The organism is Cylindrospermum sp. FACHB-282, from assembly GCF_014697195.1.
Lineage (GTDB): Bacteria > Cyanobacteriota > Cyanobacteriia > Cyanobacteriales > Nostocaceae > Cylindrospermum.
Map to the genome: position 1 here is coordinate 1 of NZ_JACJRJ010000045.1, position 26,044 is coordinate 26,044.

A 26,044-nucleotide genomic window follows, 5' to 3' on the forward strand; every position below is an offset into this window, starting at 1 on the left:
TGGGTAATGGGTAATGGGTAATGGGTAATGGGTAATGGGTAATGGGTAATGGGTAATGGGTAATGGGTAATGGGTAATGGGTAATGGGTAATGGGTAATGGGTAATGGGTAATAGAAATCAATCACCTCTTAGACAATCCCTAATCACCAGTTAGCAAGCCCTAATCCCCTTTTGCCCAATTGCCTATCATCTATCACCCATCACCTATCACCCATCACCAATTACCTATCACCCATCACCTATCACCAATTACCAATTACCAATTACCAATTACCAATTACCTATTACCTATTACCAATACTTATGTACTTGACATCAAAACCAGTGCAACAACTGCCCGCTTTCAAGCTCAAGTTACCATTTGTGGGGGAAAGTAAGGGTAGTTATCGGACTCAGCAACCATTACCAGGATGCCCGATTATGCCCCCATGTCTGCAATTGCGCCAGTATCAGCAACAAGCGATCGCAGGCTGGTTTGCTAATAACGGCAGAGGAACGCTAAAAATGGCTACTGGTAGTGGTAAAACTATCACTGCACTGGCGATCGCTTGTGAATTGTACCAACAGATAGGCTTACAAGTTTTATTGGTGGTGTGTCCCTATCGTCATCTTGTCAGCCAGTGGGCGCGAGAATGTGATAAATTTAACTTGCAGCCAATTTTAGCCTTCGAGAATTTACGCAATTGGCAAAGTCAACTTTCCACCCAAATCTATAATCTGCGTTCTGGTTCTCAAGAGTTTGTGACGGTGATAACCACCAACTCTACTTTAATTGGCGATGGCTTTGGTTCACAACTCAAGTATTTTCCCGCCAAGACTTTAATTATCGGTGATGAAGCCCATAACTTAGGCGCACCAAGGTTAGAGGAAAGTTTACCCCGCCGTGTTGGGTTGCGACTAGCTTTGTCAGCGACACCGGAGAGGTATTTTGATGATGGCGGTACTCAATCATTATTTGATTATTTCGGCCCGGTGCTACAACCAGAGTTTACCTTGCGGGATGCGATCGCACAAAATGCTTTGGTACACTATCTCTATTATCCCGTGCTTGTGGAGTTGACAGAGGCTGAAAGCATTGCTTACTTAAAGTTAACCAAAAAAATCGGCCGTTCTCTACTTTATCGAGAAAGAGAAAATGGCAATGGTGGAGACTTTGAAGACAACGAAGATATCAAATCGTTATTGATGCAACGCGCCAGGTTAATTGGTGCAGCAGCCAATAAATTAACCGCTTTGCGGGAATTAATGGCAAATCGCCGCCAAACCACTCACACCCTTTTTTATTGTAGCGATGGTTCACAAGATGCAGGACAACGTTCATCTTTGCGTCAACTCAAAGCCGTTGCTAAAATTTTGGGAATAGAATTGGGATACAAAGTCAGCACCTACACCGCTCATACCTCTTTACAAGAAAGGGAAGCTTTGCGCCTGCAATTTGAAAGCGGCGAGTTACAAGGTTTAGTAGCGATTCGCTGTTTAGATGAAGGTGTTGATATTCCGGCAATTCAAACAGCTGTCATTTTATCAAGTTCTGGTAATCCCCGTCAATTTATTCAGCGCCGGGGACGAGTTTTGCGCCCTCACCCTGGTAAAGAACGCGCCACCATCTTTGACATGATTGTTTTACCACCAGACTTAGACAGAGAAACCATTGAAGTAGAACGCAACTTGTTAAAAAAGGAATTGCGGCGCTTTGTGGAGTTTGCTGATTTAGCCGATAACGCCGGCGAAGCAAGGATGAAGTTGCTAGATTTGCAGAAGCGCTATGGGCTATTGGATCTTTAATATAGAATTTAGATTGCAGAAAAAGAAACGGCGTTTATCTACATCTATAGGTGGTTAGAAACATCCGATTTTATATTTTTTTTTGTAAAATTACTTCTAAAGTTAGAGCAGAAGATGCGCTGATATGAAATAATAGACAATATAGAACAGTCAATATAATGGGGGCTAAGTCAAATTTTATTGAAAGCACAACTTCCCATTATAAAGCTTGACAACAAGCATAACATAGCGCCTCCAAAAAATAAAGCTTTTTCTAGCAAAAAATTTTCAATTTACCAACTACAATTTGCCAAATCTCCTGCTGACTAAAAACGGTTAAAATAGGGAAAACATATATCTAAAAACCGAGATGTCACAAGAGGCAATCATCGATGATGTGCAAGAACCAATTACCAGCGCACCGCCAGAAGTAAGACAAATAATTGAGAAGGTGTGGAGAGTAGAGAAAAGACGACTAGATCGCAAACTCAAAAGTCCTATTATTGATGAGATTTTAGATATAGTGAAGGAAGCGGTACAATGAAGCTGACTTCAATTAAATTATGTAATTTTCGCTCTTTTTATGGCAGAACTCCAGAGATAAATCTGGCTGGTGGCAATGAACGCAACACCACAATTATTCACGGCAATAATGGAGCCGGAAAAACCAGTCTATTGAATGCCTTTACTTGGGTGTTATATGAAAAATTTAGTGCAGCTTTTGCATCAACAGAGCAGCTAGTAAATAAAAGAGCGATCGCCGAATCTCAACCAGGACAACCGGTAGAATGTTCAGTAGAACTTGGTTGGGAACATGAAAACACCCGCTACCGAGCTAAACGCGCCTGTCGAGTTTATAAAAATACTCATGAAATAGAAGCTGGGAAAACGCAGCTAACTTTGTGGGTAGGTGGAGATGATGGTAAATGGAATATTCCCAATCAGTTACCAGACGAAATCATCACCCAGATTTTACCAGCGAGTTTACATCAATATTTTTTCTTTGACGGCGAGAGGATTGAAGAAATAGTCCGTTCTGATCAAAAAGCCGAAATTGCCGAAGCAATCAGAACTTTTTTAGGTGTAGAAGTAATTGAACTTTCAATCAAACACTTGAAAGATGCCAAGAAAAATTTAGAAGCAGACTTAAAAAACATCGGTGATGCGGAAACAAAACAGTTATTGATTCAGCAAGAAAAGCTAGAAATTGACATTGAAATTATCACCCAGCGCCAAACGGAAATCAAACAAGACTTAGAACATCAACAGACATTTAAAAAAGAAGTCAGTAACCGATTGCGAGAACTTAGCGCCGTCAAAGAATTGCAAGAAAGACGTCAGAGTTTGGAATCTCAGAGAGATGCCAATCGGGAAGAACGGAAGAAAACAAAGGAAACTTTGAAAAAAGTCATCTCTGCGCGAGGTTACACAGTTCTGTTATCAGAAACTACAACCCAGTTTCGGGAGATATTCACAGATTTAAAACAGCGCGGTGAATTAACAGCGGGAATTTCGCGGGAATTTGTGAATGAGTTGCTAAAATCCGAACGTTGTATTTGTGGTGCAGATTTACAAGACGGTAGTCATTCCCATCTGAACGTCAAAACATTGCTAGATAAAGCAGGTTCTTCAACAGTAGAAGAAACAGCAATTCGCATGAGTGCCCAAGTAGATGAAATTGATAAGCAAGCAACATCGTTTTGGGAAGAAGTAGATAGAGAACAAAGGAGAATTAAGCAGTTATCAGAAAATATAAATCAAGTTGAAATTGAATTAGATGGCATTCAAGAACAACTGCGAAAAAATCCCAATGAAGAAATCAGCAACTTACAGAAACGCTTAGACGAAATTGAAGCAAAAATTGATGAATTAAATCGAGAACAGGGTGGAAATCAACAGGAAATCGCTCACCTAAAAACAGAAATTGATGACTTAGTCAAAAAAATCGCCAAGCAAAAACAAAATGAAACAAAGCAATCGTTAGCACAACGACGCATCAATGCTACTCAAGACGCTATCGAACGTTTATCAGAAATCAAAAATCGTCAAGAAAAACAGTTTCGTGTGCAATTAGAAAAGCGGGTGCAGGAAATCTTCTCAGAAATTTCTTTTACTCCCTACCTTCCCAAAATCAGCGAGAAATATGAACTGAGTTTGGTAGAAAGTACGACGGGTATCGAAGCACCAGTTGCAGCTTCCACGGGAGAAAATCAAATTCTCAGTTTATCTTTTATCGCCAGCATCATTGATAAAGTGCGGGAATGGAGTGAGAAACGAAAAATGATTATGGTTCCTGATAGTAGCACTTTCCCTATTGTGATGGATTCACCTTTTGGTAGTTTGGATGCAAATTCTCGCCGACACATTGCCAGAACAATCCCTAAATTAGCAAATCAGTTAATTGTGTTAGTGACTAAGACGCAATGGCGGGGTGAGGTGGAGGAGGAAATAGCAGCGAAAATTGGTAGAGAATATGTGTTAACTTACTATTCTTCTAAGCCTGATTGCGAACAGGATTATATTCAGTTAGGTGGAGAGAGATACCCTTTGGTGCGTCAAAGTCCAAATGGATTTGAGTATACTGAAATTATTGAAGTTGAACGGAATAGGTAAACTCAGATTTTGCACCAATTGCTAAAAGCCGTGAACTAAAGTTCCGGCTGTAAGCATAAACCAGTTAAAACTGGTTAAAAGTTTTGTTTTAGTTAGCTTAAGCTTTCAGGGCTAAATTTATTTAAGGGCTAATTGACAAAGGCAGTTTTTCCCACAGGAGGAAGTTATGGTTGCTAGTCCAGACAAAAATTATCTGACTCCCCAGGAATACCTGGAATAACTATATCTGAAAAGGGGCCGTTTCACTACCCGGATGTTCTAGTAAGTTGTCATCCGAAGGACAAACAAGCAATTAAATTTATTCAATATCCTTGTTTAATTGTCGAAGTCCTTTCTCCTAGTAACGTAAGTTGCTAGTTAGGAAAACTGTCAGAATCAGGATGTCCAGGATTAAAGGATGAACAGGATGAAAACTGGGATTTAATCACCAATTACCTATTGCCCATTACCTATTACCAGCAACTTGGGTTATATTGAGGGGGATGAAGTGCATTTAACTAGTGTTGATTTCCGCTTTCCTATATCTTTGGTTTATGAGGATGTGCTGTTGTCGATCTAATACCGCTATATAATTAACAGTTTTCATATCAATAGCTGAACCCGCAGTAAGTAAGTAGGCGAAAAGAAATCAAACTATGTTAAGCAAAGTAAAAACTATTGAAATTTGCTCGTAGTGAGGGCTTCAGCCCTCACTACCAACCTTGAATTATTTACGCCAACCTACTTTGCAGGATGGTTGGTGGCGGTGGATAATTTGTTTGTTTAGGCGATCGGATTTTCTGGTTGGTATATTGCGCTTGAATGTGCGATCGCTTTTCGTTTTCGGTTATGATAGCAACAACGTAGATATTAACATCATGGCTGCAAACAGGATCAAAATTGCTAAAGATAAGGCTGAGTTGGTGAAATCGCTAGTAGCATCCAAAGAAACAACTGGCCCTTTTCAGACTTATGTAGAGGTAATGGTGTTTGCAGCAGCATTAGGGGTCAAATATAAAAAACGTGTTCCTACTGGAGAAACTACAAAAAAAGAACCTTCTCCAATTCCACAAGAAAATTTTGCTTCATTAGGGTATGACAAAATCATTAACTTATTAGGAATCACGGAGACACACGATATAGAAATACTTGCATCTAGAGAAGAAGAATATGAGGATAAACGCACTCAAATATTTGAAGAGTATGCTAATGGAGGACTGGAAATATTACAAAATGAATTGCGGGGAGTCCTGGACTACACAGCACAAATTCTAGTAATTTTGATTGCTGCAAGAGACAGTAAAGAAAACACAGAAGAGGAATTTGATTTAAGCAAATTCTTAAATTGAGATATTTTTGTTTAATTTTATAGTAAAAAAAATATGAATAATCTTAGAGAGTATTGTCAAAGGTTTTCTCAGTTAAATGTGAGTAGTAGTCGTAAGCGTGGTAGTGCTCAACACAAACCTATATTGCTTTTATCTGTAATCGATTTGATTGCACAAGGTATCATTACTAATAATAAAATTCCAGTTTCAGATGATTTGATTCAAACCTTTGATAAATATTGGAATTTAATTGGGTCTCAATCTTACAAAGGGGGTTTGCACTATCCATTTTTCCATCTGCAAAATGAAGGTTTTTGGTACTTAAGTAAGATTTAAACATGGGTTCAATGGTTTACAGCCAAAAACACCTAACAAGTTAAAAGAGGCTGTCGAATACGCATATTTAGACAATGAACTATTTATTTTTCTACAAAATGAAGCTTCTAGAAAAGAACTAATTGATGCACTTATTATGGCTTTTTTTTCTGATGATGAAAATAAAATTGAAGGAATTTTACAAGTAAATCAAAGCTGGCAAAATTACTCGGATAAGGAAGATAAACAAATTGATTATAGTAATTTAGACATTAATCCCAGATGGAGTTTTAGAAGAACAATAGTTAGAAACGCTTTTTTCAGAATATCTGTTGTACGTATATATGAAAATAGATGTGCTTTTTGTGGACTAAAAGTTATTAAAAACGGCAATCAAAATATTGTAGATGGCGCACATATAAAGCCATTTTCACAATTCTATGATAGTAGAATTCACAATGGAATATCACTTTGTAAAAATCATCACTGGGCATTTGATATGGGTTGGTTTTCTGTAGATAATCAATACAAAATTATAATTAGTAATGACTTGGAAGAAGTATCTCCCCACGCTAAACCTATGAAAGATTTCCACGGTGAAAAACTACTTCTACCCAAGACAGAGCAACTTTTTCCAGAAATGGAAGCGTTGGAATGGCATCGTCAGAACATATTTAAAGCATAATTATAGAACTGGTGGAAGTCCTACATCTTTCAATTCAACAAACTTCCCATCAAAACCTATAGTTTTATCTTCTATAGTCCTAGCATCAGCTAAATCCTTACGCAGTTTAGCAAGTTCCATCTGATCATTAATTCCACCCAAAATATAAATCAGTAACTTCGTTGCTAAATCCTTTCCAGCAACCTGCACCCGCTTCTTATTTGGGTCATACAAAACGCCGTACCAAAGAGATTGAGGATACTCCATCCCACTAAATCCTCCTTGCTGGTCAAACTTCCGCAACTTCTTAAAAATAGCTGCTAGAGAAAACCCTTTTTTAAACACCAAAATTCCCAAAGCTTGGGCTAAAGCCACTTGAGAAACAGGACGGAAAAGCATATTTGCTTCACCTCCTTCCTTCTCAAAACTGAACCGACGCAAAACAGGTGTATCCTCATGTTCCAGAATCTTAAAACTAGGAAGGCTGGCTAAATAATCAAAAAGCTGGGTAAATTCCTCAATTCCCTCCTCAAGTTCATCATCCTCTGGACGCATGGGAATTAGACCTTTTTCTAAAGGTTTCCAATGAGGGAATTTTTGCCCCAAATATCGCTCTGACATATCTTGCAAAGCTTGCAGCGTCGTTAAAACTGTAGAATTTGCTGCTACTGTTGCACTATTCCAATTAACGCGATCATTACGATCTCCCTTTTCTTTTAAAAGCGGATGAGTAACCGCGATTTTCCTCGCTACAATCGAAAAACCATCATCCTCATTTAGCTGTGCTAACTGACCTTTAGTTAAGGGTGCAGCCATGAGATTAACATGAACAAAAATCGATCTCACCCGTCGCCTTGCTTCGTTGCGAGTTTCCCCAGGTGCAACCGCACAGATAAACTCAATACCAATTTTTTCTTTGGGTAAGCTTTGCAAATAAGCAGGGTCTACTTGGTACTTTTCTATCAAATCAGTTGCGGTAATAAAACTGTCGTCAGCCGATTTTTCTTTTTTATAGCGCTGAAGTTTGCCAGATTCGATTAAGTCCATCAACCCCTGCACACCCATCAGTCGGTGTTGACCATCCAAAGCATATATAGTGATATCATCCTCAGAAATATTTAGCAGACCGACTTTACCATCTTTGTCTAGAGGGGTGAAATCAGTAGTAGATTTGTTGGCGCGTCCATCTTTATCCCACTCAGCAGCTTTGGCATTATCCACCCAAGGTTGATTAATCACCACCAGCACAGGGGGAAATTTATGATTTTTTCGAGCTGCTAAATACTGTACTAGAGGCGCTTGACGTGACCAGTCAAGGGGACGCTGGCGAATTTCATCAATGCTATCTGCATCAATTTCGATATTGTCAGTCTCTGGATTATATTTCTTTTGAAGTAGGGGTAAACCAGAGGCGAAGTGTACCCGACTCGCAAACCATTCTAGGGTAACAGAACCTACATAAGCCTCAGTACCACCCATCTCGGTTTTTTGAACGAGAATCTGATCTTTTTTACCTAGAAAGTTCTCCAGCAGCAAGGCCAGTGACTGTTTATCCTTGTTTTCTTGTTCTAGGTACTCTTTAGCGATTTTAGTAGTTTTGTCAGATGTACTGTCTTTCATGTTAATTTTTAAAAACAAAATAGTGTAAGCTAGCTTAATCGTCTAAAGAAAGTTGCATATTAATAGTATAGTTTTTAAAAACTTTTTTTAGATCCGCGTAGGTAAGTTTTGCCTGTGTGGTTATGTGAATTCCATTGACTTAGATGGAACAAATGCAGTCACACCAATGTTTCCAGAGAGGTAGAGAGAAATGACTACAGCACAACAACCAGAAAATAAAGATCAGCAGAAACGTACTGTAGCAGAGTTAGTGGACTATATCCAAGCTCTCACCACTGAAATTCAAGAATTGTATTGTTTAGATGAGATACCTTGGGTTGTAGGCTATTCGGGTGGCAAAGATAGCACTGCTACTTTACAGCTTATCTGGAATGCGATCGCAGAACTACCACCTGAAAAGCGAATTAAGCCAATCCATGTTATTACAACAGATACGCTAGTAGAAAACCCTGTAGTCTCTGTTTGGGTACGCAAATCTTTAGAGCAGATGAAAGTAGCTGCCAAAGAAAAGGGAATGCCTATTGAACCCCATTTACTACAGCCAGAAATAAAAGAGACATTTTGGGTAAGTTTAATTGGTAAAGGTTATCCAGCACCACGAGGAAAATTTCGTTGGTGTACAGACCGCCTTAAGATTCATCCTTCTAACCGCTTTGTACGTGATGTAGTTAGAGTCAAGGGAGAAGTAATTCTTGTCTTGGGTACGCGCAAGGCTGAAAGTGTCAAACGTGCTATCTCAATGGAAAAACATCAAGTAGGTAGCTTAAAAGAACGTCTCAATTCTGATTCAAATTCGCTTAAAACCTTGCTTTATCATAGTCCTAGCCTGCCTAATTCTTTAATTTATAGCCCTATCGAAGATTGGCGTACTGATGAAGTTTGGATTTACCTAAATCAGTGGGAAAACCCTTGGGGATATAGTAACAAAGACTTATTCATCATGTATCGAGGCGCAACAGCAGATAATGAATGTCCTCTAGTTGTTGATACTTCTACCCCTAGTTGTGGTGATTCCCGATTTGGGTGCTGGGTTTGCACAATCGTTAATAAAGATAAATCAATGGCGGCAATGATTCAAAATGATGAAGAAAAAGAATGGATGCAGCCTTTATTGGATATCCGCAATGAATTAGATATAAAAGATGATAGAGACAAGAGAGACTTCAGAAGAATTTGGGGAGAAGTTCAACTATTTGAGCGTGATTTTGAAGGTGAAAAATCCATTCAACCAATTCATGGCCCCTATACAAAATATTGGCGGGAACATTGGCTGAGACGAGTATTAGAAGCGCAAACACAAGCCCGTCACACAGCGCCAGACAATATGCGCGATATCACCCTCATTACTCTCGAAGAAATGAGCGAAATTCGCCGCATTTGGCTAGAAGATAAACACGAATTTGATGATAGTTTACCTACCATTTATGAAGAAGTAACTGGTGAAGTATTCCATGACCCCCGTCCTGGTGCTGATTCTAGCTTGCTAGGTCTTGATGAGTGGACGGTGCTAGAAGAAATATGTGAAGGTGACGCCATGCACTTAGAACTGATGGCGAAATTGTTGGACACAGAACGCCAGTATCGTAAAAAAACTCGTCGTGTGGGTATCTATGAAACCCTAGAAAAATGTTTTAATACAAGTTCCCGTTCGCCAGAAGATGCGATTAAAAACGCTCGTTTGAAACGGGAATTAAACGAAGCAGTTAATCAAGGTGATGTTGCAAAAGTTAAGCAGCTAACTTTAGGGGATGTACCGGACAAAGAAGAGAATGAAGAGAGTAAACCCGACACTTGGGCAAATTTGAAGTTTGCAAAAAAGAAGTTAGATGATAGTGAATAATAGCCCCGGCGATTAGAAATCGCGGCTACACAAACAAAACCCACCTCCGTGGGTTAATGAAATATGGAATTTAAGGTATCAGAAAAAATATGAGGTCAAATTTCACGCAATTATATCTACATTGTGTATGGGCAACTTGGGATAGATTGCCTCTAATTAGGCCAGAAATTCAAAAGTTAGTTTATGCCTCAATTATTCAAGAATGTGAACAATTAAAATGTACTGTAATTGCAATCGGTGGTATTGAAGATCATGTTCATCTTCTAACAGGTTTTCCGTCAACTGTCAGCGTTGCTGAAGTGATTAAACAGATTAAAGGTAGTTCCTCCCATTTCATTAATCACGAAGTTAAACCAAGTGAGTTTTTCAAATGGCAAGGAAGCTATGCAGGTTTTACGGTCAGTCATGATGCCATTGACAATGTAGCTAATTATATCAGAAACCAGGCTACTCACCATCATCAAAAATCAACTATCCCCACATGGGAACTTGTTACAAACAAATGAAAATATCAAAAAATTATATTATATTTAGCGTAGGCGGACTTCGCCTGTGTAGACGCGAATTCTATTCGCCCGGTGTTTTTTCTTCGCCTGTGTAACCATCAATTCTATTCGCCCAATATTTAATAAAGATACCCGGCGATTAGAAATCGCGGCTACACAAACAAAACCCACCTCCGTGGGTTGAATAAAATTTAGGTCAATGTTTCATCAATTTAGATACCTTAAGATACCTGGCGATTAGAAATCGCGTCTATACAAACAAAACCCACCTCTGTGGGTTGAATAAAATTTAGGTCAATGTTTCATCGATTTAGATACCTTAAGATACCCGGCGATTAGAAATCGCGGCTATACAAACAAAACCCACCTTCGTGGGTTGAAGAGAATTTAGGTCAATGTTTCATCGATTTAGATACCTTAAGATACCTGGCGATTAGAAATCGCGTCTATACAAACAAAACCCACCTTCGTGGGTTGAAGAGAATTTAGGTCAATGTTTCATCGATTTAGATACCTTAAGATACCTGGCGATTAGAAATCGCGTCTATACAAACAAAACCCACCTTCGTGGGTTGAAGAGAATTTAGGTCAATGTTTCATCAATTAAAAAATTAATGATTTTTCTTGAACTCGTTTTACAAAACTTCGGCCCTTACGCTGGGAAACAGATAATCAATCTTAACCCAAACATTGATGAAGAAAACTCACGCCCAATTATCTTATTAGGTGGGATGAATGGCGGGGGAAAAACTACTTTGATGGATGCCATTCGTCTTGCGCTTTATGGACAACGCGCCCAATGTTCTACCCGTGGTAATTTAAGTTATTCCGATTTTCTCAGTCAATGTGTTAACAGCAAAATAGACCCAGCTAACGACACCCGGATTGAATTGCTTTTTGAACATATCGAAAACGATAAACCAATAAAGTACCGTGTTGTAAGAAGTTGGAGAAAAAATCCTAAAGATGGTAAAGATACATTAGGTATTTTGGGTGATAGTGACACATGGCCTGATGCTTTAGTTAATATCTGGGATGAGTATATAGAAAACCTTCTACCCTTGGGTATTTCTAATTTATTTCTCTTTGACGGTGAACAGGTTAAAGAACTCGCAGAACAGGAAACCCCACCACCGATTGTTGTTGAAGCGATTCGCGGACTTTTAGGACTGGAGTTGGCAGACAGGTTAGCTGTTGATTTAGATATTTTAGTTAATCGAAAACTCAAAGAGGTTGCTAATACTAAAGATTTAGCAAATTTAGAGGAGATTGAAACTAGGTTAACGCAGCAACAAGAAGATTATCAAAATACAGAAGAGGATTTAGAAACTTATAAACTTCAGGTAGCAGAATTAGGGAATCAGCAGCAGGAAGCTTTTGATAAATTCATTTCAGAAGGTGGTAAAATTGCCGCTGAACGTAATCAATTAGAATTACAGCAGCAGGCAAAAACTGGGGAAATTGAACAAGTGCGGCAGTCAATGGCTGAATTAGCTGCTGATGTTTTACCCCTGGCATTAATTCCTAATTTGCTGAATCAGGTGCAAGCACAGGGAGAAAAAGAATTTCGCCATCAACAGGTACAACTCGCTAGAGATTTATTACTTGAGCGAGATCAGCGGTTATTAAGTTGGCTAAAGCAAGCAGAAATTTCCTCAGCGCAAGTTGAAAAAATCCAATCTTTTCTAGTTCAAGATGTAGATAGTTTATATGCAAAATCTCTTCAGACAGAAGCACCTTGGCTTTTAGCTGATGAAGAAAGTTTGAGTCAATTAGATAATTTAATCTATCGCTTGCAGAATTCTCGAACTTCTGCACAACAGCAGTTAGCTATTATCAAAAATAAAGAAGAAGAAATTATTACCCTAGAGAGACAAGTGCAAACAGCCGCAGCACCAGAAGATTATAAAAAGTTGCTGAAGGCATTGGAAGAAGCACAAAATCAAGTTGCTGAAGCTAAAGCTAATTTAGAAACTACCCGCCGCCGTTTAGCTGAATTAGAAACTATTATTTCTAGGTCAAAAAAGGAGTTAAATACATATACTGTAGAAAATATCAAGCATAAAAATAGTGAACATATTATTAATGCTGCGGCTAAAGTTCAAAATACACTAAAGATTTTTCGCGATCGCCTAACCCTGCGAAAACTCAACAAACTAGAAGAAGAAGTAAAAAATTGTTTCCTCTATCTCCTGCACAAATCAGACTTAGTGCATCGCATCGCCATAGACACCAAGACTTTCAGCCTCTCCCTTTATGACCTCAATGGTAAACCCGTCCCCAAACACCGCCTTTCCGCCGGGGAAAAACAACTATTAGCGATCGCCTTTTTGTGGGGACTAGCCAAAGTCTCCGGGCGCAGATTACCAGTAGCCATCGACACACCCCTAGGCAGATTAGACTCATCCCACCGCAGCAACCTAGTTGAACGCTACTTCCCAGCCGCCAGCCATCAAGTCATCCTCCTCTCCACCGACACCGAAATCGGCAAACAGGAGGTAGAAAAACTACGAGACAACGAAGCGATCGCTCACGAATACCTTCTAGAATACAACTCCTCCACCCGCCAAACCACCATCAAACAAGGTTACTTCTGGTAAACCCAAATTATGGAATCCCCAATCGAACGGATCAAACTTTCCCAAACAGCCAAAGACCAACTACTAAAACTCAAACGCAGCACCAAAATCGACCAATGGAATATCCTCTGTCGCTGGGCCTTTTGTCGTTCCCTAGCAGAACCAACCGCACCCTCCCCCGTACCAATTCCCCAAGATAGCAACATCGAAATGACTTGGCGCGTCTTTGGCGGCGAAATCTCAGATATCCTCCTCCTTGCCCTCAAGCAACGTTGCTACAACGACGGCTTAAGTACTGACAAAGAAACCCTTGTCCTGCAATTTCGCCTCCATTTGCATCGTGGCATTGGTTACTTAGCAGGAGATCAAAATATCAAAAAGATTGAGGATTTAGTTGAATTAGCGACGAAGAACTGAAATGTCAGAACATCCTGGATTTCTATGTCAGCCCAGAAAGACTATCTGGTGAGAATTAGTGTATAAGTGCAGAATCACGCAGTCAATATGGCAAGATAACTGCAATTCGCTCAGGTGGGGAAAAAAGTTGAAACGATGAAAGAAATTCAAGCACTGCGACAAGCGGTTCAAAGCCGTAAGATGGGTGCTCTATTGCTGTTAGGTTTTGCATCCGGGTTACCCTTATTTCTAACCAGCAGAACCTTGCAACTATGGATGCAAGATGCCAAGGTTGATATAGGTAAAATTACTCTATTTGGACTGCTGGCTTTGCCTTATTCCCTGAAGTTCTTGTGGTCACCGTTGTTAGATAGATTCATGCCACCAGTATTGGGAGCAAGGCGGGGTTGGCTAGTAGTCACTCAATTAGGATTAGTATTAGCGATCGCCTTTTTGGCATTGCAACAACCAGCCCAAAGCGACCAAGTGCTGCAACTACTGGCAATCAACTGCCTAATCATCACCTTTTTGAGCGCTACCCAAGACATTGCAGGTGATGCCTACCGCACCGACATTTTAGAACCAATCCAATCCCAAGCAGGGGCATCAGTTTGGGTGCTAGGCTACCGCATAGCCCTATTTATCACCAGTTCCCTAGCTTTGGTGTTAGCAGATTATCTACCTTGGAATCTAGTTTATTTGCTGATGGCAGCCTTAATGGCAGGGAGTATATTCACAACCCTTTGGGCACCCCCAGAACCAAAATTACCCGCCAACACTCAAAAACTTTCACCCCTATCTATCAAAGACGTTATCTTCCTGGTCTTTATCACTGTCCTAGTAGCGGGGTTACTCGGAGGCGTATTTGTCGGCTTCATCCCCCTGCCTATATTCTATTGGCTGTTGGCAGGTTTGATAGTAGCTTGGATTGGTGCATCTTTATTATTACCTACATCCCTACTAGGCGAAGTTAGAGAAGACAGTTCCCCTCAAAACTTACAAGAAGCCATATTCCTACCATTTAAAGAATTTTTTCACAGATTTGGACTGACTCAAGCCAGTGTGGTACTAGTTTTTATATTGCTATATAAACTTGGCGATTCCCTGGTGGGCATTACAGCAAATTTATTTCTCCGAGAAATAGACTTTACCAAAACTGAAATTGGCGCAATTCAAGCGGGGATGGGCTTTATCGCCACCACTGTCGGCGTATTAGCTGGCGGTGTGATCTTGACTAAAATTGGCTTAAATCGTGGTCTTTGGATATTTGGTGTGCTGCAATTGTTGAGCAACTTAGGTTATTATGCCCTAGCAGTTGCCGGCAAAAATTACTCGCTTTTAGTGTTGGCAGTGAATATCGAAAACTTCTCTGCTGGACTAGTTACAGTTGCTACAGTGGCATTTTTAATGAATCTTTGTAATCACCGCTTTACAACTACTCAATTTGCTTTATTCTCTAGTTTGATGGCTATTAGTAGAGACGTTCTCTCGGCTCCAGCAGGAAATTGGGCAAAAGCCACAGGCTGGCCCTCATTCTTCTTGTTGACCATAGTAGCTGCCTTACCCGGATTGCTACTTTTGCCCTTTGTTGCCCCCTGGAACCCTCAACCAGTGGCACTAACCAGACCTGGATTTGACGAAGAAGAGGATATATGGGGAACCAAGTAGTTATTTTCGTCGGCACATTCATCCTCTTATTTACGGGTTTATTGCTAGGCTATGTTCTCTCGCAGCTAGTTCTGGGATTTTTAGGGTTTAACCTCCTCACCTTTCTCGGAACACTCAGCCTGATATTAATTTTTGGCACACTTTATTACGTGTTATTTTGGCAGTTGCGGCGAGAGCAGTCCCCATCATTGGGTGGCAGGATATCCAGCCAGCTAGATGAAGAAGTCACTGATAGCTATCTCAAAAGTAGGCTGATTGCTAGGTTGTCCGGTGACACCGTTGCTGCTGAGAGGTTAATTGAGCAAGCAAAGCAGAATTATCCTGGTATGCCGGAAAATTGGTATTGTGAGAGAGTTCTTGATGACTTGGATCGCGACCAACGGTAGCATTCTACTTACCGTTCCCCAAAAAATCGCTAAAATTAAGTCAAGAAAACTTTACAAATATTCAGCTAGTGACTTTTAGTTAAGTCCCTAGCTCTTTGCAACCCAGATATGAGTATATTTCGTCAATACATCGCCCCTTTGTTTGCCGTGTTGGTGTTTTTCTTAGCCCTTGTGGCAGTCAGCGCCCGCATTTTTTTGCCTTCCGACATGGCAGCACCCGCACCAATTGAAGAGGTAGGAATAAGTCTTGTAACACCTGACACCTTCAATTTTTGAATTTTGAATTTTGAATTCCTTACTACCAGGCTATCAAATTCGCCGTGGCTCCACCGTAGATCGGGCGCTATTGGTAAAGTTTATCCAACAAACATACCAAGATATGTTTCCCGACCAGGATTTTGCTCACCTAGCGCGGACAGTCGAGCAATATTTCTCCACTGACACGCCCTTGTGGTGGGTGGATGGGGAAGATCAGGAAGATCAGGAAGTGGGGAGATTGAGTGGTGGAGAGAATTTATCCCCATCTTCCTCCCCAGTTGCTTGCCTGTGGGTGGGGAATGCTATAGATCAAGTGCAAGGCGATCGCCATGCTCATATCTTTCTCCTCTACGTTGTTCCAGAACATCGAAGACGGGGTATTGGTACAGCTTTGATGCACTATGTAGAAAAATGGGCAACTCAAAGAGGCGATCGCCAAATAGGACTGCAAGTATTTCAATCCAACAAACCCGCATTAAATCTTTATCATCAGCTTGGATATCAAACCCAATCCCTGTGGATGCTGAAATCACTCCATCCTGAAAAATAAACTAATGCGACACGTTAAATAAGAAAGTGTACAATAATTTAGCTAATACCTATTGGGGTTTTGCTTCTTGGCGTGGAGGGCTAATCAACATCTGTGTGTTGATCCCTAGCAGGGATGGAAACGAAATCATATGTATGACGAAGACGACCTAAGCCTACTCGATGTTGAAGTGGAGCTAGAAAGCCCCCTAGATCAAATAGAGCCGCTAACTGCTGAGTCAGAAGTGGCAAAACCAGATCCAGAATTAATGCTATCCCTTCTGGAAAATCCTCAGCCCCAGCAACGGATGCTAGCAGCACGTGCCTTTTCTGACATTGAAGACCCACGCGCTATTCCTCATCTGATTCGCCTGTTAACTGATAACTGCCCCTTGGTGCGAGTGAGCGCAGTCTATGGTATTGGACGCAATCCCAGTCAAGATGCAGTAGACCCGTTAATTGCCCAACTGAACCGGGACTGGAATGGCTATGTACGGAAAGGTGTAGTTTGGGCCTTAGGAAACTGCCGCGATCGCCGTTCCTTAGCACCCTTAGCAGACGCCTTAAAAACCGATATTTCCGCAGTGCGTTTGTGGGCTGCTAGTGCCCTAGCACAGATGGCAGAAGTCGGGTATGAAGCAGTTGTTGGGGCAATCCCCCCGCTAATCGAAGCCTTAGTTCAAGACCCCGTAGCCGCAGTGCGGAGTAACTGCGCTTGGGCAATCGGACAGCTATGCCGCGAACTGCCCTCGAACATAGTATATGCCACAGCCATTGATGCCTTGATTCAAGCCTTTGCCGAAGACCAAGATTTGGGAGTACGAGAAGATGCCAAAGCTGCACTCTTAGGAGTGGGTGATCCCCGTGGCTTGCAGTTGATTGAGACCCTAGAACAAGAAGGATGGTTTTGATTTTTATTTGGGTGCGTTACACTGCATTAACGCACCATTCGCAGAGGTAAAAAAGTGAACTACCACACACTCTACCCGCTTCGGGTAGAGTGTGGGCTTCTCCTTTCAACAACCACAGCCGCCACAGTAGTAGACTTACGCCCATACTGTTTTGGTCTTACATAGCCTTCAGGAGCAATAACGCTGGTTCCCAACGCCAATACACGCAAGCCTTCATTTCTGATATTTTTCGCCGCATTAATGTCTCTGTCGTGTCGCTCTTTACAGTGGGGACAATCAAATTCACGCACAGACAAATCCATTTTTGGCAGTGGCTTCAAGGTATGGAAGCAAAGATGAGTTGAAGCAAAGAATCGACCTAGTTCTAGATAGACTTTGCCCACCATTTCGGCTTTGTACTTGAGCATGGTACAAAACATTTCCCAGCCAGCATCAGATATTGCCTTGGCTAGGCAGTGGTTCTTGACCATGTTTCTGACTGCCAAATTTTCTACCACTATGACTTGGTTTTCGTCTACTATCTTGCGCGATAGTTTGTGTAGAAAGTCTTCGCGGACTCTTTTGATTTTAGAATGAACCTTGGCTACCGCAAGCTTTGCTTTGCGACGATTATTGGTCGTTTTATCCTTCTTGCGAGACAGTTTTTTTTGCTTACGAGCTAGATTCCTTTCGTGCTTCTTTGTAGCTCTAGGGTGTTGATATTTTGAGCCAACAGATGTGACAGCGAAATCAGTTAGACCTAGATCTATACCAATCACATTACCTTTACTACTAGACTCTGGGCATTCCATCCCATCATCTACTAACATCGAAGCAAAATATCTACTGTCAGGATTTTTGGATAAAGTCACAGTTTTAACTGTACCCTGAATATCCCTATGAACCTTGGCTTTAACAGTACCCAACTTGCCAGGGAATTTAATCTGACAATTGTTCAAGACTTTGACATTTTGAGGGTATTGGATTGACTGTTTTTCTTGGCGGTTCTTGAATGTGGGATACATTGCTCGACCATCAAAGAAGTTGCCAAATGCCACACCTAGATTTAAAACAGACTGTTGAAGGCATTGGGAGTAGCACTCGGACAACCATTCAAATTCAGCCTTCCATAAAGGTATGGACTTCTTCATGGTCATGGCTGTAACACCTTTGCCAGTCTCAAGGTATGTCGCTGTCATCGTAGCCAAAGACTGATTCCAAACCCAACGTACACAACCGAAAGCCTGAGCCAGATGAGCTTTCTGGGCTGCTGTTGGATAGATTCGGACTTTGACAGCTTTTAGCACAAGACTTAGATTGCTTCTTTGATTGCTCTAAGAGCATCTTAGGCGATAACACCAGAGATTGCAAGGAATTTGTTCACCTACTCATACAAGCGCCCATCTGCCGCAGGCTGTGCCTTTGCATCTAGTGGACGGGTGGAATCGGCGGCTCACTCCCATTCATCCCGACGCTCACTTGAGTATAGGTTGAGCGCTCTGATGAATGCTGTTTCAGCTAACTTTCAGCTAGAGATTTGACCACATTTAAGTCAAAAGGACGCTCAATATCATCCTCACCCAAATACTCACCATTTTGAATTTCTAGAATAACGAGGGGAATAAATCCAGGATTTTCTACCTTATGCAGGGTTGCGGCCGGAACATAGGTTGACTGGTTGCGATTCAGTAACACTTCATCATCGCCACAAGTGACTTTTGCTACACCAGAAACAACAACCCAATGTTCATTACGGTGATAATGAATTTGGGGTTTAATACTGTGTCTAGGCTTGATTTCAATCCGACTAATTCTATAGTTTTCTCCCTCCTCTATCACCTCCACATTACCCCAGTAGCGTGTACCTGAATGTGTTGAGGATGCATTGATATTTAACTGAGGATTATTTTCATTCTGAGTCATAACTAATTTCTCGACCTCATGACTATTAATATTTTTAGTAATTAGGACTTACTTTCCTTGACAAATTTACCCTCTTTTCAGGCTTTTTAGATGCGTCTCTTTACGCATCCTACCCGTAGTGTGCGTTCCCTAACGCACAATCTATAGGACTTTCAATGAATAAAACCGATATACATACTTATCGTTTTTTGTCAATGAGTAAGTTCTACTAATTTAGTCTAAATGGCACCAAGCTAGGCAAGAGCCAGCAAAATTAATCATAGCTTCTCTAAGTCTAACGCCATTACCTTTTCCCAATTACCAATTAGCCATTCCCTATTCCCCTATACTGAATCCGGTAAATCCGATTATTAGCTTCTTCAGCTACCAAAAGACTGCCATCGGGCAACACAAGTAACCCCACCGGACGCCCCCAAGTGCTTGGAACAGACGGGTTAAGCAAAAATCCTGTGAGAAAGTCTTCATAGTAGCCTTGTGGACGACCCTGAGTATCGAAGGGGACAAACACAATCTTGTAACCAGTACCGCGATCGCGATTCCAAGAACCACGAAAAGCCACAAAAGCACCATTGCGGTATTTTTCAGGAAACCTGCGACCATCATAAAACTGCAAACCCAATGCCGCTGAGTGGGCCTGGAATAACACCAATGGTGTGCGGGTAAGGGCTACCAAGTCAGGGCGTTTACTCTTGCCATTTTTTGTCTGACGTGGATCGAGGTTGTTTGGTGTCAGGTAAGCATAGGGCCAGCCGTAAAATTGTCCCTGCTGGATGCGTGTGAGGTAATCTGGTACTAAATCATCACCAATACCATCCCGTTCATTGATAGTGGCATAAAGTTCCTTAGTTATGGGGTGGAAGTCCAAGCCAACCGGATTACGCAAACCAGAGGCGAAAGTCTGTTGTTGAGAACCATCCAAATTCATCACCTGCACCGTAGCCCGTGGTAGTGGTTCTTCATCCACATTGGAACGGGAACCAACGGAAACATATAGCTTTTTGCCATCAGGTGAGACCACCACATTCCGCGTCCAATGCTGATTATAGCCACCACCGGGAAGGTCAGCAATTTTTTTACCCGAACCAGTGAGTTGCTGTTTACCTTTAGTATAGGGAAACCGTAAAACTGCATTGGTGTTACCCAAAAAGAAGGAATTACCTGCAAAAGCCATGCCAAAGGGAATATTGAGTCCATTTGTGGCACTAGCAAAAGTCTGGCGGATATCAGCCACCCCATCGCCGTTAGTGTCACGCAACAGGCGAATACGGTTTTCCTTGGTTTCTGTCACCAACACATCACCATTGGGGGTTAAAGCCAGCCAGCGGGGAGCATCTAAACCTTCGGCAAAGACGTTTACTGTAAATCCTGGTGGTACTCGCAGCAAAGGGTTTTGCGGAATTGGCACCACCTGAGGTGGCTTAGAGGCACTTTCCGTAGCGAAAGGTGCTGGTAAATTCTTCTCTTTGATGCGGATGGGTGTGGGTGAAAGTGGTTCAGTACGGATAAGTTTTGGCGACTGTGTAGGATTCTGCCCCAGTTCAGGGGGAGGTGCAGTATCCAAAGAGGCACGAGTCTGGCTACAGCCAGCCGCTGTAGTTAGCAACAAAACTAGCAACAAGAAATGCCTGGAAAATTTCATAGCAGCAAAAGTGATAAACAACTTTCCGAGTTTAGGCTGGAAATTTGATGCTTGTCGCCAGCCTCAAGTTCGATTTTTTTTCAACTAAAAACAAACTTTTTTCTAGTGATATCACCAGCAATATTCAGGCAATCTGGTAGTAATTTGTGGGCATCACAGTATCTTTGCCCAAAACAATCAAAAAACAGAAAAGTTAGATTTTTTGAGTTTAATTAATCTTCAACTTATAAACAAGTGGCAATGCTTAACTAAATAATCATTAACCAGGCGAATGAATCATGAATTAGCAATAACTAGTATTTCCCCATGCCGGCTGTAAGATAGAAATCTTACACCTAAATTTTACTTTAGATAGGCAAGGATTTATTCCCCCAACAAGAACTTCTCAAATTCTGCGACTGGTAAAGGACGACTGAAGAGAAAACCTTGCATAGAATCACAGTTATTTTGGCGGAGAAATGATAGTTCTGCTTCCGTCTCGACGCCTTCAGCAACGATTTGTAGATTGAGATTGTGACCCATTTGAATTAATGCCTTTGTAATTGCTGACTTTTGGTAGTCATTGGCAACTTCATGGATAAAATAACGGTCAATTTTTAATGTATTAATTGGCAATTTCTTTAGATAAATCAATGAAGAATAGCCTGTCCCAAAATCATCAATTGCAATTTTTACTCCCAGGGTTCGCAATTTATTCATCGTAGCAATTGTCGTATTAAAATCTCGCATAATCATGCTTTCAGTAAGTTCCAATTCTAGACAATGAGGTGCAACATTGTTAGCTTCTATGAAGTCAACTATCTTGTGAATAAAATCCGGCTGATTAAATTCAATCACCGACAAATTTACAGCGATAGTTAAGGCAGGAATTCCGGCATCGCGCCAGGCTTTAATTTGTTTACAAACATTATTCAATACCCATTTACCAATAGGAATAATTAACCCATTAGACTCTGCTAAAGGGATAAATTCTGTTGGAGAAACCATTCCCAATTCACAACTATGCCAACGCAATAAACTTTCAACAGCAACTATTTTACCCGAAGCAATATTGATTATGGGTTGATAATAAACTTCAAATTCTTGGAAACTTTTTTCTTTGATTGCCCTATGTAAAATAACTTCTAACATCTGCATTTTAGGTGTTAATTCATTAACAGCAGTTTGATTTGATAAATATTTCTTTAAAGTCGCGTGTTTTTCCAACCGATTCATGATGGCACTTAATAATTCAGCCCTAGTGAAGGGCTTAGTCAAATAGTCATCTGCACCCATATCCATACCTTGGCGAAAGTCAGCCTTAGCAGATTTAGCAGTCAAAAAGATAAAGGGAATGGTTGCTGTTGATGGATCTTGGCGTAATGCTGTTAGTACTCCATAGCCATCAACTTCTGGCATCATCATGTCGCACAAAATTAAATCGGGAATCTCGGAGATAGCCAGATGTACGCCAATTCTGCCATTAGCAGCAGCAATAGTTTCAAAATCCTCAGCGGCTAGCAAATCTAAAAGGTTTTCACGAACTGATTCTTCATCTTCAATTACTAAAATTTTAGGCATAATTTACCTCATTTTGTATTGGGTTATTTAATGGTAGAGTGACAGTAAACTTCGTACCAACTCCCAGGGTGCTGATAACAGAAATTTCACCTTTATGTATTTCTACACAGTTTTTTACTATCGATAGTCCTAATCCAGTTCCTAGGATATTACCGACGTTTCTGGCACGATGAAAAGATTCAAACAACCGCGGTAAGTCTTCTTCTGGAATGCCAATTCCCTGATCTTGAATTTCAAACACTGCTTGTTCACCCTGACAAGTAAGAGTAAATTTACCAGTATTGCCATTTGGGGAATATTTGATGGCATTCGAGAGTAAGTTGCTCAGAATGTGTCCCAGAAATTTGTCATCCATGCAGCAGGGCAGAGATTCATATTCACTGGTAAAACAGATAAAATTCTGATTGCTCAGATTCATCTGCATTTCTTCCACTAATTGACGGCAATATTCGACTAAATCGAAGCAGGTTGGTCTGTACTCTAGTCTTCCCGCTTCTACCTTGCCGATGACCAAAATATCATTCAACATTTCAGTCATGCGCTTGACAGCAGTTTGAATGCGATGTAAGTGAGTGAGTTGTTTTTCTGCTGTCCATTTGTGGCTGTAGTGTTCTAGTAACTCAGAGGAAGAAAGTATAGTACTTAATGGCGTGCGGAATTCGTGGGAAGTCATGGAGACAAAGCGGGATTTAAGTTCGTTGAGTTCTTTTTCTTTTTCTAGTGCTACTCTCAGTTCTTGTTCTAATTGCTTGCGATTTGTGATGTCTGCCCAGTAGCCGACAAGTTCCAATGGGTTGCCAATTTCATCTCGCACTACTTTACCTTGATCATAAACCCAGCGATAGGTATTATCTTGGTGTAAAAAGCGATATTCTAGACTGTAACTTCCTAACTCCAATACTTTTGAAAGTTTGTCCAGCACCTGTGGTGCGTCTTCTGGGTGGATGTGACTAAACCAAAAGCTAGAGTTTTCAACAAATTTCTGGGCTTCATAGCCCATCATTGCGGTGACATTTTTACTGATGAAGATAGCACCGAAATCGTTGGAACTCTTGCAGGTATAAATCACGGCAGGGCTGGAAGCGAGTAAGTATTGTAGCCGCTGCTGCATTTCTCTCAATGCTGCGGCTTCCTGTTGGCGCTGGGTAATGTCTCGACTCATGCCGCGATACCCACTCAATTTACCTTCAGAATCAAAAACTGGAACTCCACTGGTTTCTAGCACAACTAGATGACCATTTTTATGAATTTGGAAGTTTTCCCGGCATTGGAATGGTTGCGGTGCCACAAAAATCGCGGCAAAATCCTGAGCAATACTGCCCCGCTTTGGTGGGGACATGAAGTCAAGGGGTGTTTTCCCTAGCACCTCTTCTGGTTCATAACCCAAGATGTCGCGTACCTTGGGGCTGACATAGGTATAGAGGCTATTAGCATCAACTTCCCACACCCAATCGCTGCTGGCTTCGACCAAGTTGCGGAACCGTTCTTCGCTGTCTCGTAGCGCTTCTTCGGTTTGTTTGCGCTTAATGCCAATGGCGATCGCATCGGCGGCAATTCCCAGGGCTTTAAAAGTAGATTCCGTGAGTATTTGACGGCAATACATAGCTATCACCCCTAGAGTCTCACCTTCAACAATCAAGGGATAGCCAGCGAAGGCAATCATCCCTTCTTGATCACTGATGGGATCATCGTCTTGCAAAGAGTTTGTCAGATGGGGTTGGCCTGATTCGGCGATCAAACCTATTTTCCATAGACCGACTGCTATACGGCTATCGGGCCCGTCAATATGGGTGTAGATCCCAGAACTGACTTGCAACTCCAGTACTTGATCGTCTTTGTTCAACTTCCAGATGCGAGCAAAAGCTGCATTCAGATGTTTGACTAAAGCCTGGGTGCAGCCGCACATCATGGTTTCTAAGGTTCCATTCTGGGTGAGGACAGCGTCTACATCGGCACGAAAGTCTGCTAGACGTACCCGTTCTGCCAATGCTGCCTCTGCCCGTTGGCGATCGCATAATGCTGCTTGCTGTTGGCTAATGTCGGTGATCGTACCAATATAGGCAATGACTTCTCCTTGGTCTGTTAGTTCTGCCACTGCCTGACCAAAAACCCAACTAACACTAGCATCAGGACGCTGAAACCGATATTCTGAGCGAAAGAGTAAGCCTTGTGACACAGCTTGATGCCACTCTGTGGCCACCCGTTCCTGGTCTTGAGGATGGATAGCCGCAAACCAGCCAAATCCCGCTGCTTGGTGTTTTTTCAGTCCGGTAATTTCGCACCAGCGCTCATTGACATAGAGGCAATTTCCCACGGAATCTGTACGAAATAAACCAACTGGTGAGACTGTCGCCATTGTGTGATATCGCTGTTCACTTTCCCGCAGGGCAACTTCTGCTGATACGCGATCGTCAATATCAGTACTTGTCCCAAACCAATTTAAGATTTTTCCTTGGCGATCGCGCAATGGTAAAGCCCGGATTAGATGCCAACGATAGTTTTTGTCAGCACCTCTGAGCAAGCGACATTCTATTTCCAACGGTGTGCCTGTGACTATGGATTTTTGCCAGAGGGCCAGATACCTGGGCTGATCCTCTGGGTGTACCCATTCCTGCCATCCCCAGCCCAAGATTTGCTCTAGGTTGCAGCCAAAGAAGTCAAGACTACGTTGGTTAACATACTCGATGCTGCCATTTGCTTGAGTAATCCATACTTTTTGCGGGATAGATTCAGCCAAGAAGCGAAAGCGTTCTTCGCTTTTTTCTAAAGCCGCTTGCGCTTGTTTCCGTGCAGTGATATTTTCCAAAGTACCTAGCATACCCACCACATTACCTTCAGGATTATGCAAAGGGACTTTGTTTGTCTCTAACCAAATTTGCTTACCATCGGCTTGCTGTTGAGGGGTGATGATTTGATATTGTGGTGTATTGGTCTTCATCACTTCGGCGTCACAAGAGTAATAAAAATGTGCTTCCTCCTGATTAAAAAGTAAATCGTAGTCTGTTTTGCCAACGATATCTTCTAGATTGTCAAAACCAGCCATTTTAGCAAAGTTGCGATTACAACCCAAGAAGACAGAATTTATGTCTTTCCAGAAAATACTATGGGGGATAGTATCCATAATTAGCTGCAACATTTTCTGGGATTGCCGCAGTTGCTTTTCTACCATCTGGCGATCGCCTATTTCTGACACCAGCTGCTGATTGATTTGTTGTAAGGCAATCGTGCGTTCAACCACGCGCATTTCTAGCTCTTGGTTAGCCTGTTGTAGGGCTGCTTGTGCTTGCACACGATCATTAATATCCACCGAAACTCCAATCAGACGATAAGGGCTGCCTGTGGTATTGCTCAAAACTATCGCCCTTGTGAGAAACCATTTGTACTCAGATAGTTGCCCTTCTATGAGTACTCGATACTCTAGCTCCAAGGAACCAAGATTAGCAATCGCCAACCGGTTAGCACTATCAACCTTTTGCCGATCATCTGGGTGTATGCCGATCAAGTATTCAGGGTAAGATATTTCTTGAGTTTTTCCTGGGCCACCAACCATACTCAAAAATAATATCTGGTCATTTTCCAGATTCCGC

The 26,044-nt window shown here is 41.6% G+C and carries 21 protein-coding genes and 1 pseudogene; 16 read left to right on the forward strand and 6 right to left on the reverse strand.

The window, feature by feature from the left end:
- Positions 1-304 precede the first annotated feature (304 nt).
- The 7 genes and pseudogenes from H6G32_RS20435 (at position 305) to H6G32_RS27315 (ending at position 6,685) form a co-directional block, all read left to right on the forward strand.
- Entirely contained in the window at positions 305-1,786 is a 1,482-nt protein-coding gene (locus H6G32_RS20435; RefSeq protein ID WP_190461565.1) for a DNA phosphorothioation system restriction enzyme, read from the forward strand.
- Between the two features lie 349 nt (positions 1,787-2,135).
- The gene (locus H6G32_RS20440; protein ID WP_190461567.1) at positions 2,136-2,309 is read left to right on the forward strand and encodes a hypothetical protein; all 174 of its coding nucleotides are present in this window, start codon (positions 2,136-2,138) and stop codon (positions 2,307-2,309) included.
- Entirely contained in the window at positions 2,306-4,378 is a 2,073-nt protein-coding gene (locus tag H6G32_RS20445; protein ID WP_190461569.1) for an AAA family ATPase, read from the forward strand. Before H6G32_RS20440 ends, H6G32_RS20445 begins: the two co-directional genes overlap by 4 nt.
- Before the next feature lie 222 nt (positions 4,379-4,600).
- Positions 4,601-4,721: pseudogene (locus H6G32_RS27305) on the forward strand (Uma2 family endonuclease); the annotation flags it as partial.
- Between the two features lie 514 nt (positions 4,722-5,235).
- On the forward strand, positions 5,236-5,706 hold the full coding sequence (locus H6G32_RS20455) for a DNA phosphorothioation-associated protein 4 (protein WP_190461571.1): 471 nt from the start codon (positions 5,236-5,238) through the stop codon (positions 5,704-5,706).
- A gap of 33 nt (positions 5,707-5,739) precedes the next feature.
- Positions 5,740-6,021: a hypothetical protein gene (locus H6G32_RS27310; RefSeq protein WP_309232613.1), complete on the forward strand. Its 282-nt coding sequence runs from the start codon at positions 5,740-5,742 to the stop codon at positions 6,019-6,021.
- Positions 6,022-6,157: 136 nt separating this feature from the next.
- Entirely contained in the window at positions 6,158-6,685 is a 528-nt protein-coding gene (locus H6G32_RS27315) for an HNH endonuclease (RefSeq protein ID WP_309232614.1), read from the forward strand.
- Here H6G32_RS27315 and H6G32_RS20465 read toward each other — a convergent pair whose 3' ends face one another.
- Entirely contained in the window at positions 6,686-8,284 is a 1,599-nt protein-coding gene (locus tag H6G32_RS20465; RefSeq protein WP_190461572.1) for a DGQHR domain-containing protein, read from the reverse strand.
- A 190-nt stretch (positions 8,285-8,474) separates the two neighbouring features.
- Here H6G32_RS20465 and dndC point away from each other — a divergent pair, with 190 nt between their 5' ends.
- The 9 genes from dndC to H6G32_RS20510 all read left to right on the forward strand — a co-directional run bounded on the left by dndC (position 8,475) and on the right by H6G32_RS20510 (position 17,356).
- Positions 8,475-10,124 (forward strand): DNA phosphorothioation system sulfurtransferase DndC, encoded by a 1,650-nt coding sequence (dndC, locus tag H6G32_RS20470; protein ID WP_190461574.1) that lies wholly within the window; start codon positions 8,475-8,477, stop codon positions 10,122-10,124.
- Positions 10,125-10,213: 89 nt separating this feature from the next.
- On the forward strand, positions 10,214-10,630 hold the full coding sequence (gene tnpA / locus H6G32_RS20475; protein WP_190461576.1) for an IS200/IS605 family transposase: 417 nt from the start codon (positions 10,214-10,216) through the stop codon (positions 10,628-10,630).
- A 614-nt stretch (positions 10,631-11,244) separates the two neighbouring features.
- Positions 11,245-13,230, forward strand: coding sequence for a DNA sulfur modification protein DndD (dndD, locus tag H6G32_RS20480; protein ID WP_190461578.1), 1,986 nt, complete (start codon positions 11,245-11,247; stop codon positions 13,228-13,230).
- 9 nt (positions 13,231-13,239) lie between these two features.
- Positions 13,240-13,626, forward strand: a complete 387-nt coding sequence (gene dndE, locus H6G32_RS20485) for a DNA sulfur modification protein DndE (protein WP_190461580.1) — start codon at positions 13,240-13,242, stop codon at positions 13,624-13,626.
- 135 nt (positions 13,627-13,761) lie between these two features.
- Positions 13,762-15,273, forward strand: coding sequence for an AmpG family muropeptide MFS transporter (locus H6G32_RS20490; protein WP_190461582.1), 1,512 nt, complete (start codon positions 13,762-13,764; stop codon positions 15,271-15,273).
- On the forward strand, positions 15,258-15,659 hold the full coding sequence (locus H6G32_RS20495; protein ID WP_190461584.1) for an ABC transporter permease: 402 nt from the start codon (positions 15,258-15,260) through the stop codon (positions 15,657-15,659). Before H6G32_RS20490 ends, H6G32_RS20495 begins: the two co-directional genes overlap by 16 nt.
- Positions 15,660-15,767: 108 nt before the next feature.
- Positions 15,768-15,935, forward strand: a complete 168-nt coding sequence (locus H6G32_RS20500; RefSeq protein WP_190461586.1) for a hypothetical protein — start codon at positions 15,768-15,770, stop codon at positions 15,933-15,935.
- Between the two features lie 7 nt (positions 15,936-15,942).
- Entirely contained in the window at positions 15,943-16,467 is a 525-nt protein-coding gene (locus H6G32_RS20505; protein WP_375539808.1) for a GNAT family N-acetyltransferase, read from the forward strand.
- A gap of 130 nt (positions 16,468-16,597) precedes the next feature.
- Entirely contained in the window at positions 16,598-17,356 is a 759-nt protein-coding gene (locus H6G32_RS20510) for a HEAT repeat domain-containing protein (RefSeq protein WP_190461590.1), read from the forward strand.
- 71 nt (positions 17,357-17,427) lie between these two features.
- Here H6G32_RS20510 and H6G32_RS20515 read toward each other — a convergent pair whose 3' ends face one another.
- From H6G32_RS20515 to H6G32_RS20535, 5 genes are all read right to left on the reverse strand, one after another.
- Positions 17,428-18,642 carry an RNA-guided endonuclease InsQ/TnpB family protein gene (locus H6G32_RS20515; protein ID WP_190461593.1) on the reverse strand — a complete coding sequence of 405 codons (1,215 nt, stop codon included), beginning with the start codon at positions 18,640-18,642 and terminating at the stop codon, positions 17,428-17,430.
- A gap of 211 nt (positions 18,643-18,853) precedes the next feature.
- Entirely contained in the window at positions 18,854-19,258 is a 405-nt protein-coding gene (locus H6G32_RS20520; protein ID WP_190461595.1) for a phosphomannose isomerase type II C-terminal cupin domain, read from the reverse strand.
- A gap of 304 nt (positions 19,259-19,562) precedes the next feature.
- On the reverse strand, positions 19,563-20,897 hold the full coding sequence (locus tag H6G32_RS20525; protein WP_190461597.1) for a PQQ-dependent sugar dehydrogenase: 1,335 nt from the start codon (positions 20,895-20,897) through the stop codon (positions 19,563-19,565).
- 363 nt (positions 20,898-21,260) lie between these two features.
- Positions 21,261-22,457: an EAL domain-containing response regulator gene (locus H6G32_RS20530; protein WP_190461599.1), complete on the reverse strand. Its 1,197-nt coding sequence runs from the start codon at positions 22,455-22,457 to the stop codon at positions 21,261-21,263.
- Positions 22,450-26,007, reverse strand: coding sequence for a PAS domain S-box protein (locus H6G32_RS20535; RefSeq protein ID WP_441306995.1), 3,558 nt, complete (start codon positions 26,005-26,007; stop codon positions 22,450-22,452). Before H6G32_RS20535 ends, H6G32_RS20530 begins: the two co-directional genes overlap by 8 nt.
- Between the last annotated feature and the right edge of the window lie 37 nt (positions 26,008-26,044).